Source organism: Actinoplanes derwentensis (assembly GCF_900104725.1).
Classification (GTDB): domain Bacteria; phylum Actinomycetota; class Actinomycetes; order Mycobacteriales; family Micromonosporaceae; genus Actinoplanes; species Actinoplanes derwentensis.
In genome coordinates, this window is sequence record NZ_LT629758.1 from 1,287,689 (window position 1) to 1,299,113 (window position 11,425).

Below are 11,425 nucleotides of genomic sequence, written 5' to 3' on the forward strand. Positions count from 1 at the left end.
GCCTCTCCGGCCGGCTCGCGAAAGGCCAGCGGATCGTGAATATGAGTCTTCCCCGTAAAAGTGCCGCGATGATCGCCGCCTCGGCGGCGCTGTCACTCGCCGCCACCGGATGTTCCGTCGCCAACTCCGGCGCCGACGGCTCGGGCGCCGCCAGCGGAACGCTGCGCGTAGTCCTGCCGCAGGAGCCCCCGACGCTGGAACCGTGCGAGGCGTCGCTCACCGCGACCGGCGTCGTCGTGCGCTCCAACATCACCGAGCCGCTCCTGGAGCGGAACCCGACCAGCGGCGAACTCGAGCCGAAACTGGCCACCGAGTGGACCCAGAGCACACCGACGCTGTGGACCTTCAAGCTGCGCCCCGGGGTGAAGTTCTCCGACGGCAGCGACTTCACCAGCGAGGACGCGGTCGCCGCGATCGAGCGCTCGGCGAACAACACCACGCTCGCCTGCAACGTGCAGGGTTATGTGTTCGGCGACAGCGGCAAGCTCACGCTCGCCGCCCCGGACGCGACCACGGTCACCGTCACGACCGAGGCGCCCGACCCGCTGCTGCCGCTGCGCGTCTCGTTCATCGAGATGACCCAGTCGGCCATCAGCACCACCACGAAGGTGCGCGAACCGGTCGGTACCGGGCCGTACAAGATCCAGACCTGGGCAGCCGGACAGAAGCTCACGCTCGCCACCTGGGACGGCTACTGGGGCGAGAAGCCCGGGTACGCCACCGCCGAGTACCAGTGGCGTGAGGAGGGCACGGTCCGGGCCGCGATGGTGGTCAACGGCGAGGCCGACGTGGCGACCAACCTCGGCGCGGACGACGGCGCCGGCGACACCGCGGTGCAGTACCCGAACAACGAGACCACCGCGTTGCGCTTCACCAACGACCAGGCGCCGCTCAACGACATCCGGGTCCGCCAGGCGATCGACATGCTGATCGACCGGGATGGCATCATCAAGTCGCTCTTCGGCGGTCTCGGCAAGCCCGCCAGCCAGCTCATCGGCCCCGGCGTGATCGGGTACAACGAGGCGCTGACCCCCACGAAGTACGACCCGGCGGCCGCCAAGGCACTGGTCGACGCCGCGAAGGCGGCCGGCGTACCGGTGGGCACGCAGTTCCGGATCATCGGCCGCACGTCGCAGTTCCCGAAGATCGCGGAGAGCATCGAGCTGATGCAGAGCGCGTTCGCGCAGGCCGGCCTGAACGCCAAGATCGAGATGATGGACACCGCGGCGCAGCTGAAGTACCAGCTTCGCCCGTTCGTCCCGGACGCCGGCCCGATCGCGCTGATCGTCATGCACGGCAACCAGGCCGGTGACGCCGCGTTCACGGTGGGGCAGTACTTCGCCACCGACGGCGCGCAGAGCACCGGCGGCAGCGCCGACCTGGACGCGAAGATCAAGGCGGCGGCCCCGCTCACCGGCGCCGCCCGGCAGCAGGCGTACGCGGACGTCTTCCAGACCCAGACCGACGCGGTACGAGGCTTCGCGTTCCTCGCCAACATGGAGGCGGTCCTGGCCCGGGCCAAGACCGTCGACTACACCCCGGACGCTGCCACCGGTGACGAGATGCGGCTGACCGACATGAAGCCCAAGGCCTGACACCTATGCTGACCTTCCTGCGCCGACGCGCACTGACCAGCCTGTTCCCCCTGCTGGCCGTGGTGCTGGGTGTGTTCGTGCTCGCCCGGCTCACCGGCAACCCGGCGTCGCTGTACCTGCCGGAGAACGCCACCGCCGAGGCGCGGGAGCAGTTCAGTGCGGCCAACGGATTCGACAAGCCGATCTGGTCGCAGTTGCTCGACTACTTCGCCGGTGTGCTGCGACTGGACTTCGGAATGTCGCTGCGCACCGGCGAGGACGCCGCGACCATGGCGCTGCGGGCGTTCCCCGCGACGCTGCAACTCGCCGTCGTCACCATGATCCTCGCGGTCGCGGTCGCACTCGTGGTGGGCTGTTGGGCCGCGCTGCGACCCAACGGCCTGGCGGACCGGGTCTCCGGCATGCTGAGCATGACCGCGGCCAGCGTGCCGGACTTCTGGCTCGCCATCCTCGGCATCTGGGTGTTCGCCATCATGCTCGGCGTGCTGCCCACCTCCGGCACGGACGCCGGCGGCGCGAGCTGGGTGCTGCCCATCGCGGTGCTGATGATCCGCCCGGCCGGCGTGCTCACCCAGGTCGTGCGCGGAGCGATGATCTCCGCGCTCGGCTCGCCCTACGTGAAGGTGGCCCGCAGCAAGGGCGCCAGCGAGGTCCGGGTGGTCACCCGGCACGCACTGAGGAACGCGGCGCCGCCGGCCCTCACCGTCGCCGGTGACCTGGCGGTCGGCCTGATCAACGGCGCGGTCGTGGTGGAGAGCATCTTCGGCTGGCCCGGCATCGGCAAGCTGATGATCGACGCCATCCTGCAGCGTGACTTCGCGGTGCTCCAGGCCGCGGTCGCGCTCACCGCGATCAGCATCTTCGTGCTCAACATCGCCATCGACATCGGGTACGCCCTGCTGGACGCCCGGGTCCGGAACAAGGCAGGAGCGGCGGCATGACGACCGCGCAGGAGACCCCGCCGGCCCCGGAGGCCAGCAAGCCGAGCTGGTTCCGGATGCTGCTGGCCGACCCGCTCGCGTTCATCGCCGCGATCGTGCTGCTGATCGTCGCGTTCGTCGCGGTGTTCGGCCGGAGCATCGCCGGCGAGACCGCGACCAACGGCGACCTGGCCCTGTCCCGGCTGGCGCCGTTCAGCACGGACCACGGCTGGCAGTACTTCCTCGGTGGTGACCTGCTCGGCCGCAGCCTGCTCGGCCGGCTGATGGTCGCCACCCAGACCACGATGAGCGTCTCCATCCCCGTCGTGATCATCTCGCTGGTGATCGGCGCGTCGGTCGGCATGTGGGCCGGCTACCACCGCGGCTGGCGAGAGACGGTCGCCATGCGCGTCGCCGACGTCGTGCTCAGCTTCCCGTCGCTGCTGATGGCCGTCGTGGTGCTCTACATCTTCTCGCCGAGCATCGCCAGCATCATCGCGATCCTGGCGGTCACCCGAATCCCGATCTACCTGCGCACCGCCCGCGCCGAGTCAGCCGAACTGCAGTCGCGGCTCTTCGTCGACGCGGCCCGCACGTTCGGCACCCCGAGCGGCGCGATCATCCGGCGGCACATCGTCCCGATCGTGCTGCCCACGCTGCTCACCGTCGCGACACTCGACTTCTGCTACGTGATGCTGGCCGAGTCGTCGCTGAGCTTCCTGGGCATCGGCGTCCAGCCGCCGGACGTCAGCTGGGGCCTGATGGTCGCCCAGGGCCGCGACCAGCTCCGTACCCAATGGTGGTTGTCGGTCCTTCCGGGCCTGGCCATCGTGATCACCACCGTCTCGGCCAACCTGCTGGCCTCCTGGGCCCGGATCGCCTCCGACCCGGGACAGCGCTGGCGCCTGACCACCCCCCGGCGCCGCCGCGCCGCCCGGCCGACCATCGTCCTGGAGAAGGCATGAGTGAGCGAACGAGCGAATCGGGTGGCTCGGCCGTGACCACGATCGGGATGCGGGTCGACGGGCTGACCGTGGACCTGCACACGCCGCGCGGCACGGTCCGCGCCGTCGACGGCGTCAGCTTCATCGCCCATCGCGGGCGCACGCTGGCGCTGCTCGGCGAGTCCGGCTGCGGCAAGAGCATGACCGCCCAGGCCGTCGCCGGCCTGCTCGAACCGATCGCCGAGGTCACCCACGGCGAGATCGACATCGACGGCGAGGACCTGCTGAAGGTCAGCCGCAAGCGCCGCCGCCAGCTCGCTGGGCCGGCCCTGTCGATCGTCTTCCAGGACGCGCTGACCGCCCTGAACCCGGTCGTCAAGGTCGGCGTGCAACTGGCCGAGCCGTACCGGATCCACCGGAGGATGTCCGCCAAGGCGGCCCGGGCCGAGGCGATCGAACTCATGCGGCACGTCGGCATCCCGGAGCCGGAGTCGCGCGCCGACTCGTACCCGCATCAGTTCTCCGGCGGCATGCGGCAGCGGCTGCTGATCGCGATGGCCGTGGCGCTCTCGCCGAAGGTGCTGATCGCGGACGAGCCGACCACCGCGCTGGACGTGACCGTCCAGGCGCAGATCCTGGCGCTGCTCGCCCGGCTCCGCAAGGAGCACGACATGGCGGTCATCCTGATCACCCACGACCTGTCCGTGGTGGCGGAGGAGGCGGACACGGTCGCGGTGATGTACTCCGGCCGGATCGTCGAGACCGGGCCGGTGACCGAGGTGTTCGAGGAGCCGCTGCACCCCTACACCCGGGGGCTTCTGGAATCGGTGCCGGTCGACGCGGATCGCGGCGCGCACCTCAGCTCGATCCCGGGTTCGCCGCCGGACCTGTTCTCGATCCCGCCGGGCTGTCCCTACCAGGCCCGATGCCCGTTGGTGATGGACGTGTGCCGGACCGATCGCCCGGCCCTGATCACCCACGGCGACCGCGCGGTCGCCTGTCACGCCGCCGAGGGGGTGCACGATGACCACTGACCTGCTGCTCGAGGTCAAGGATGTCAGCAAGAGTTTCCACGTGCCGAAAGGGCCGAACGGCAACGACCGGTTGCGTGCGCTCGACGGCATCGACCTGCGGCTCGGCAAGGGCGAGACGCTCGGCCTGGTCGGCGAGTCCGGCTGCGGCAAGTCCACGCTCGCCCGCACGCTGATGCTGCTGGAGCGCCCGGACACCGGCACCGTCCGGTTCAGCGGCGTCGACCCGTTCGCGCTGCGTAAGAACGACCTGCAACGCCACCGCCGGCGGGTGCAGATGGTGTTCCAGGACCCCTACGCGTCGCTCAACCCCCGGCTCACCGCCGCGGAGATCATCGCGGAACCCTGGCGCACCCACAAGGATCTGTTCACCACCTCACGAGACAGAGCGGCGCGGGTACGCGAACTGCTGCACCTGGTCGGCCTTCGCCCCAGCGACGCCAACCGTTACCCACAGGAGTTCTCCGGCGGGCAGCGGCAGCGCATCGGCATCGCCCGCGCGCTCGCGCTCGGCCCGGACGTGGTCATCTGCGACGAGCCGGTCTCCGCACTGGACCTGTCCGTGCAGGCGCAGGTGCTCAACCTGCTCAACGACCTGCAGCGGCAGCTCGGCGTGTCCTATCTGTTCATCTCGCACGACCTGTCCGTGGTCCGGCACGTCGCCGACCGGGTCGCCGTGATGTACCTCGGCCGGATCGTCGAGACCGGCACCACCGAGGAGGTCTTCGGCCACCCCCGGCACCCCTACACGAAGGCGCTGCTGTCGGCCGCGCCCACGCTGCGCCGCGCCGACCGGGACAAGACGGAGAAGATCCTGCTCAAGGGCGAACTACCGTCGCCGCTCGACCCGCCCACCGGCTGCCGGTTCCGCACCCGCTGCTGGCAGGCGACCGACCTGTGCGCCACCCCGCCACCGGCCTCTGCCGACCCGCACGGCCTCGGCCACACCGCGGAATGCCACTTCCCGCTGGACGGCCGCGTCACCGCGGCCCGGTGATGAGCCCTGGGGCGTACGCCCTGGTCTCCGCGGCCGTCGTGCTGGCCGGCTGCCTGCAGGGCTCGATCGGCTTCGGCATGGGCATGGTGGCCGCCCCGGTCGTCGCGATCGTCGACCCGGACCTGCTCCCCGGCATGCTGATCATGCTTGCCGGGGTGCTGACGCTGATCGTCACCATCCGCGAACGGGCCTCGATCAACCTCAGCGGTGCCGGCTGGGCACTCGCCGGCCGGGTGCCCGGCACGATCGCCGGCGTGCTGCTGGTCGCGCTGCTGCCGCACCGGTGGCTGGCCCTGCTGCTCGGCGGCGTCGTGCTCTTCGGCGTCGTCTCCGCGATCGGCGGCTGGTCGCCGGAGCCCACCCGGCGGGCCACCGTGCTCGCCGGCGCGGCCTCCGGCATGCTCGGCACCGCCACGTCCATCGGCGGCCCGCCGATGGCCCTGATCTGGCAGGGTTCCACCGGTGCCCGGCTGCGCGGCACGATGTCCACGTTCTTCCTGGCGGGCTCGTCCATGTCGATCGCCGGTCTGGTCATCGCCGGCCAGGTGCACACGGACACGCTCCGGGTCACGCTCTGGTTTCTGCCGGCGACGGCCGTGGGATATCTCCTGTCCCGGTACGTCAATCGGTTCATGAGCCGCGAACGCCTCCGCGCGACAGCGATCGTCGCGTCCCTGGCCGGCGTATCAGCGCTGATCGTCAACCAGCTCGTCTGAGCGGGACGCCGGCGGCCGCCGGCCGTGATCGGCACGGGGCTCAGTGAACGACGTTGCGCAGGGGGCGGCCGGCGGCCAGGTCGTCGATGGTGGCGGCGATGTCGGCGGCCCGGCCGCGGAACGTGTCGTCGGTGTGGCCGGCCTGGTGCGGAGTCAGCAGCACGTTCGGCAGCGTGGCGAAGTCGTGGGAGGCGGGCGGCGTGCCCTCGCGCGGGTGCCCCCACCAGACGTCCAGGGCGGCGCCCGCGATCACACCCTCGGACAGTGCGGCGAACGTGGCGGCCTCGTCCAGGACCGGCCCCCGGGCCACGTTGATCAGGAGCGCGCCGCGGCGCATCGTGGCGTACTGGGAGGTGCCGATCAGGCCGCGGGTGGCGTCGCCGAGCGGCACGGTGACCACCACGACGTCGGACGCGGCCAGCAGTTCGTCCAGGTCCTCGATGCCGCCGACCCGGTCGAGGGTGACGCCGTCCGGGACCGGCGCGGACGGGCGGGCCCGGACGGCGCGGACGCGGGCACCGACCGCGCCCATCAGGCGGGCGGTCTCGGCACCGATCTCGCCGAGCCCGATCAGGCCGACCGTGCGGCCGCGCAGGGTCGAGCCGACCCGCACCCCGGGGTCGGTCAGTACCGATCGCCAGACGCCGTGCCGGAGCTCCGACTCGGCGCGCGGGACGCCGCGGGCCAGCATGATCGTGGCGGCGAGGACGTACTCGGCGATGGACCGGCCGTGGTGGAACGTGTTGACCACGCGCACGCCGGGGCCCAGGTCGGCCAGGGGGATCCGGTCGTAACCGGCGCCGGTGACGTGGACCAGTCTCAGCCGGGTGGCGGCGCGGGCCAGGCCGGGCGTCATGGCGGCGGCGACGATGACGTCCGCGGTGCGCGCCGCCTCGGCCAGTCGCGAGGGATCCATGCCGGAGGCGAACGTCCAGTGGTGCGTGCCGGAGGCGGTGAGCACGGCCGCGTACCGATCCATGATCTTGTCGGTCTGGAGGACGTTCAGCGGCGTCACCATCGCGGTGAGACCGCGGTGTAGGACGGGTCGAACGACTGCATGTAGCCGGTGTCGTCGCGGCTGCGCAGGCCACTGGCCAGGTACTGCTCGTGCAGGCGGCCGAGTGCCTCGCGGTCCAGCTCGACGCCGAGCCCGGGGCCGGCCGGGACCGGGACGGAGCCGCTGGAGAAGGTCAGCACTCCCGGCGTGATCACGTCCTCGTCGGCGCGTTTCCACGGCCAGTGCGTGTCGCAGGCGTAGTTCAGGTTCGGCGTGGCGGCGGCCAGGTGGGTCATCGCGGCCAGGCTGATCCCCAGGTGCGAGTTCGAGTGCATGGACAGACCCAGGCCGAAGGTACGGCACAGCCCGCCGAGCAGCTGGGACCGGCGCAGGCCGCCCCAGAAGTGGTGGTCGGAGAGGATCACGCCGACCGCGTCCGCGCGGATGGCCGGGGGTACGTCGTCGAACGCGACCACGCACATGTTGGTCGCCAGTGGCATCGGCACCCGTCTCGCGACCTCGGCCATGCCGGTGATGCCGGGCGTCGGGTCCTCCAGGTACTCGATCACGCCGGCCAGCGCCTCGCCGACCATCACCGACGTGTCGACGGTCCAGGCCGCGTTCGGGTCGAGGCGGAGCGGGAGGCCGGGGAATTCCGCACGGAGCGCCAGGATCGCGGCGATCTCCTGCTGCGGGGGGAGGACGCCGCCCTTGAGCTTGAGCGCGGTGAACCCGTACCCGTCGATCAGTCGGTGCGCCTGGCGGACGATGCCCTCGGGGTCGAGCGCGGCGCCCCACTCGTCGTCCGGCTGCCCGGGGTGACCGGCCCATTTGTAGAACAGGTACCCGCTGTACGCGACCTCGTCCCGGAGCCGGCCGCCGAGCAGATCGCAGACCGGCCGGCCGACGGTCCGGCCCTGGATGTCCAGCAGCGCGACCTCGAACGGGGACAGCACCCGGTCGGCCGTGCTGGAGCCGGTCACCATCCCGCTCATGCCGTGACCGCCGGTGGTGGTGTCTTTGCGCAGGGCGCGGGCGACTCGCTCGGCGGCGTCGTTGACGGCGAACACCTCGCAGCCGATGAGGGCGTCGGCGGCCGCGCGCAGCCGGGCGAGGTGGGCCTCGTCGCCGTAGGTCTCACCGAGCCCGAGCAGGCCGTCGGCGGTCTCGACCTCGACGATCGCGCGCAGAGCGAACGGTTCGTGGACGCCGACGGTGTTGAGCAGCGGCAGGTCGTGGAAGGCCACCGGTGTGATCGCGATACGGGTTACACGGTCCTGTGCCATGTTCAGCATGGTGGCATACGTCTACATGCTCGAACAAGACGCCGATATCGTCTTCATATGTAGACGACCGGATGGTCTTCCGCTATGCTCAGCGCCGTGACGGACGATCTCGACGAGGCCGCTGGCGTGCGTGAAGTCAAATCCGCGGCCCGCACGGTGGAGCTGCTGGAACTGCTGGCGGCGCGGCGCAACCGCCCGGCCCGGCTGCGTGAGCTCTCCGAGGCGCTGGGTGTGCCCCGCAGCAGCCTGCACGCGCTGCTGCGCACGCTGGTGAGGTACGGGTGGGTCCGGGTCGACTCGTCCGGCTCGCTCTACGGCATCGGCATCCGCGCGCTGCTCGCCGGCACCAGTTACCTCGACACCGACCCGTTCCTGCCTCTGGTCCTGCCGTTCCTGGAGGAGCTGCGGGAGAAGGTCGACGAGACGTTCCACTTCGGGCGCCTGGACGGCTCGGACGTGGTCTACCTCGCCACCCGCGAGTCCAGCCAGTACCTGCGCCCCTACAGCCGGATCGGCCGCCGCCTGCCCGCCTACAGCACCGCGCTCGGCAAGTCGCTGCTCGCCGAGCGCGCCCCGGACCGGCTCGCCGCCCACCTGCCGCCCGTGATGGAGCCGCTCACCCCGCACACGATCACCAGCCGGCCCGCGCTCGACGACGAGCTGGAGCGAATCCGCAAGCGCGGGTACGCGATCGACGAGCAGGAGAACAGCATGGGCCTGCGCTGTTACGCGGTGGCGCTGGCGTACCAGGACCCGCCGGTCGACGCGATCAGCGTCTCCATCCCGCTGGCCCGGCTCACCACTCAGCGCGAGCTGGAGGTCGTCGACCTGATACGCAAGATGCGCGACCGGATCGCCCGCGTCGTCAACCCACTCGGCCTCGGCGGCTACTGAGGCCGGAATGCCCGCACCGCGGCCCGCGCTGCGCAACGGACCGCCATGCGGGACTGAGGGACGACCCGGCGACCCGGTTCGACGGTTTCGTGGGCGCTGAATCGCCGGACGCCGTGGTGAGATGCCGGCTACGGGCGCATCTTGCCGACGAGGGGGCCGCTGTCCACGACCGGGCGGCCGAGTTGCGCGACGATCTGCTCCAGGCGCGGGCCGAGCGGCTCCTGGCCCTTGCCCACGGCTGCCTCGACCGGCACCTTGCGGCCGTCGAAGGTCACCACGTAGTAGGTGAGCAGGTGGCCGGTGAGCACGTTGTCGCCGCCGGCCTTCCACAGCCAGAGCTGGTCCACCTCGCTCCACGCCACCGCGTCGATCTTCTTGTTCTTGGTGTGGACCAGGCCGTTCTCGAACAGGTAGGTCGCGGTGAAGCCGGCGAACAGCGCCATCACCGCGTAGATCAGCACGATGATGCCGATCACGATCATCGGGCAGGCCAGGAACGCCAGGGGCCGGAAGTCGATCAGCGAGCTGATCCAGCCGACCAGGAAACCGCCGAGGATGAGCGCGATGCCACCGCCGACACCGAAGGCCAGGTTGCCGATCGGGTTGCTGCCACGCTGCGCGGCGACCAGTGCGCCGAGCTGACGGCTGGCGGCGGCCTGTATCACCTCGGGCGGCGGCGCGCTCGGTCCGGGTTGGGGGGTGTTCGGCGGTTGCGTCATTCAGTCACCTCTGCGGATATCGGGAATCGACGGCGCCGATAGTAACCGCAGTTGATCGAGAAGGAGGCCCATCCATCGATGGAGGCGTATCCTTTGGGTTTCCTGTGAGCGCTCACATCCCCAATCTGAGCGAACCCCGAACCCAGGAGAGGAATCCCCATGAGAAGAACCCGAACCGGGTTGATCATCACCGCGCTGGCCGTTGCCGGTCTCGCGGTCGGCGTCCAGCAGCCGGCGCACGCCGCGGCCTGTGGTGACGGCACCTTCCAGTCCCAGGTCACCGTCAGCGGCAGCATCTGGACCGCTCGCAACGCCGCGGGCAGCGCGGTCTACACCGGCACCGACTTCCGAGCGGCCGTGCAGGCCGGCATCGGCAGCCTGACCGCCGGGCGCACCTCGATCCAGCGGGTGGTGGTCCGCGGCAACGGCACCATGACCGCCGGCAGCCGGATCTCGCTGGCCAGTTACACGTCACTGTCGGTGTGCGGCACGATCAACGTGACCGGTACGGGCAGCGGCGACTACGCCCCGGTCTACGCCCGCGGGGTCAGCAACATCGAGGTGCCGTACCTGAACGTCACCGGCGCGCCGATCTACGGCATTTTCCTGCGCAACGTCACGAACGTCTGGCTGGGCGCCATCGACATGCGTCTGAGCAGCGGGCTCGGCGTGCGCATCGACAACCGGGGCGACACCAGCCAGTGGACCCGCAACGTGCGGGTCGACACCGTCTACGTCTCCGGCGCGAGTTCGCACGCGATGGAGACCTACGGCGTGGACGGCATCACCATCGGCACGGTCACCGCTCGCAGCGTGGGCGAGTCCGGGCTGCTCCTCAACCAGACGATCAACGCCACCGTCGGTACGGTCGACGCCGAGAACGCGGGCACCGGCACCGGATACGCCGCGTTCCGGATGGCCAACCGTAACGGCCGGGTCGGTGACGCGTACCCGCAGAACATCAAGGTCGGGACGGTCAAGGCGCGTGGTGGCGGCCGTGGGGTGTTCTGCGTGTCGGAGAGCGGTGGCGCCACCATCGACCGGGTCGACATCGCGAACACGGGCAACAATTCGATCCTGGTGGAGAACTGCTACAACGTCACGATCGCCGGGGTGTCCGGCACGGTCAGCGGCGGTGGTGAGGTGCGGATCGCGGCGCGCACCGAGTTCGCCCCGTCGTCCGGGATCCGTTTCCAGAACCTGACGGTGTCCGGTACTGATATCCGGTGGAGCCCGTGCACCGGCACGAACAACACGATCAGCAATGTCACTCGTACGAACTCGTCGCTGATCTGGTGTTGATCCTGCGGGTTTGAGAGGGTCTGC

The 11,425-nt window shown here is 70.5% G+C and carries 11 protein-coding genes; 8 read left to right on the forward strand and 3 right to left on the reverse strand.

Annotated elements, in window-relative coordinates; translation table 11 throughout:
- Nucleotides 1-41 precede the first annotated feature (41 nt).
- Genes BLU81_RS05670 through BLU81_RS05695 form a run of 6 tightly spaced genes read left to right on the forward strand, consistent with a single transcriptional unit; the run spans nt 42 to nt 6,203 of the window.
- Nucleotides 42-1,595 (forward strand): ABC transporter substrate-binding protein, encoded by a 1,554-nt coding sequence (locus tag BLU81_RS05670; RefSeq protein WP_092542276.1) that lies wholly within the window; start codon nt 42-44, stop codon nt 1,593-1,595.
- Nucleotides 1,596-1,600: 5 nt separating this feature from the next.
- Nucleotides 1,601-2,536 carry an ABC transporter permease gene (locus BLU81_RS05675; RefSeq protein WP_092542278.1) on the forward strand — a complete coding sequence of 312 codons (936 nt, stop codon included), beginning with the start codon at nt 1,601-1,603 and terminating at the stop codon, nt 2,534-2,536.
- Complete coding sequence (locus tag BLU81_RS05680; RefSeq protein ID WP_092542280.1) at nt 2,533-3,480, forward strand: ABC transporter permease; 948 nt, start codon at nt 2,533-2,535, stop codon at nt 3,478-3,480. The genes BLU81_RS05675 and BLU81_RS05680 overlap by 4 nt, the downstream gene beginning before the upstream one ends.
- Nucleotides 3,477-4,493 carry an ABC transporter ATP-binding protein gene (locus BLU81_RS05685; protein WP_092542282.1) on the forward strand — a complete coding sequence of 339 codons (1,017 nt, stop codon included), beginning with the start codon at nt 3,477-3,479 and terminating at the stop codon, nt 4,491-4,493. Before BLU81_RS05680 ends, BLU81_RS05685 begins: the two co-directional genes overlap by 4 nt.
- Nucleotides 4,483-5,487: an ABC transporter ATP-binding protein gene (locus BLU81_RS05690; protein ID WP_092542284.1), complete on the forward strand. Its 1,005-nt coding sequence runs from the start codon at nt 4,483-4,485 to the stop codon at nt 5,485-5,487. Before BLU81_RS05685 ends, BLU81_RS05690 begins: the two co-directional genes overlap by 11 nt.
- Nucleotides 5,487-6,203: a sulfite exporter TauE/SafE family protein gene (locus BLU81_RS05695; protein WP_092542286.1), complete on the forward strand. Its 717-nt coding sequence runs from the start codon at nt 5,487-5,489 to the stop codon at nt 6,201-6,203. The genes BLU81_RS05690 and BLU81_RS05695 overlap by 1 nt, the downstream gene beginning before the upstream one ends.
- Nucleotides 6,204-6,243: 40 nt before the next feature.
- Here the strand turns inward: BLU81_RS05695 and BLU81_RS05700 are convergent, their stop codons facing one another.
- Together BLU81_RS05700 and BLU81_RS05705 are read right to left on the reverse strand one after the other, a co-directional pair.
- Nucleotides 6,244-7,221, reverse strand: coding sequence for a 2-hydroxyacid dehydrogenase (locus tag BLU81_RS05700; protein WP_092542288.1), 978 nt, complete (start codon nt 7,219-7,221; stop codon nt 6,244-6,246).
- Entirely contained in the window at nt 7,215-8,486 is a 1,272-nt protein-coding gene (locus BLU81_RS05705) for a glucarate dehydratase family protein (RefSeq protein WP_092556630.1), read from the reverse strand. The genes BLU81_RS05700 and BLU81_RS05705 overlap by 7 nt, the downstream gene beginning before the upstream one ends.
- Nucleotides 8,487-8,582: 96 nt before the next feature.
- On the opposite strand from BLU81_RS05705, the gene BLU81_RS05710 reads away from it, so the two are divergent.
- The gene (locus BLU81_RS05710) at nt 8,583-9,380 is read left to right on the forward strand and encodes an IclR family transcriptional regulator (RefSeq protein WP_231954203.1); all 798 of its coding nucleotides are present in this window, start codon (nt 8,583-8,585) and stop codon (nt 9,378-9,380) included.
- Nucleotides 9,381-9,508: 128 nt separating this feature from the next.
- Here the strand turns inward: BLU81_RS05710 and BLU81_RS05715 are convergent, their stop codons facing one another.
- Nucleotides 9,509-10,099, reverse strand: a complete 591-nt coding sequence (locus tag BLU81_RS05715) for a DUF6585 family protein (protein ID WP_092542292.1) — start codon at nt 10,097-10,099, stop codon at nt 9,509-9,511.
- Between the two features lie 159 nt (nt 10,100-10,258).
- Here BLU81_RS05715 and BLU81_RS05720 point away from each other — a divergent pair, with 159 nt between their 5' ends.
- Nucleotides 10,259-11,401, forward strand: coding sequence for a hypothetical protein (locus BLU81_RS05720; RefSeq protein WP_092542294.1), 1,143 nt, complete (start codon nt 10,259-10,261; stop codon nt 11,399-11,401).
- Nucleotides 11,402-11,425: the final 24 nt, after the last annotated feature.

Coding starts and splice junctions, on each gene's coding strand:
- BLU81_RS05680 (WP_092542280.1), top strand. CDS start 2,533: ATGACGACCGCGCAGGAGACCCCGCCGGCCCCGGAGGCCAGCAAGCCG.
- BLU81_RS05700 (WP_092542288.1), bottom strand. CDS start 7,221: ATGGTGACGCCGCTGAACGTCCTCCAGACCGACAAGATCATGGATCGG.
- BLU81_RS05670 (WP_092542276.1), top strand. CDS start 42: ATGAGTCTTCCCCGTAAAAGTGCCGCGATGATCGCCGCCTCGGCGGCG.
- BLU81_RS05695 (WP_092542286.1), top strand. CDS start 5,487: ATGAGCCCTGGGGCGTACGCCCTGGTCTCCGCGGCCGTCGTGCTGGCC.
- BLU81_RS05690 (WP_092542284.1), top strand. CDS start 4,483: ATGACCACTGACCTGCTGCTCGAGGTCAAGGATGTCAGCAAGAGTTTC.
- BLU81_RS05685 (WP_092542282.1), top strand. CDS start 3,477: ATGAGTGAGCGAACGAGCGAATCGGGTGGCTCGGCCGTGACCACGATC.
- BLU81_RS05675 (WP_092542278.1), top strand. CDS start 1,601: ATGCTGACCTTCCTGCGCCGACGCGCACTGACCAGCCTGTTCCCCCTG.
- BLU81_RS05705 (WP_092556630.1), bottom strand. CDS start 8,486: ATGGCACAGGACCGTGTAACCCGTATCGCGATCACACCGGTGGCCTTC.
- BLU81_RS05720 (WP_092542294.1), top strand. CDS start 10,259: ATGAGAAGAACCCGAACCGGGTTGATCATCACCGCGCTGGCCGTTGCC.
- BLU81_RS05715 (WP_092542292.1), bottom strand. CDS start 10,099: ATGACGCAACCGCCGAACACCCCCCAACCCGGACCGAGCGCGCCGCCG.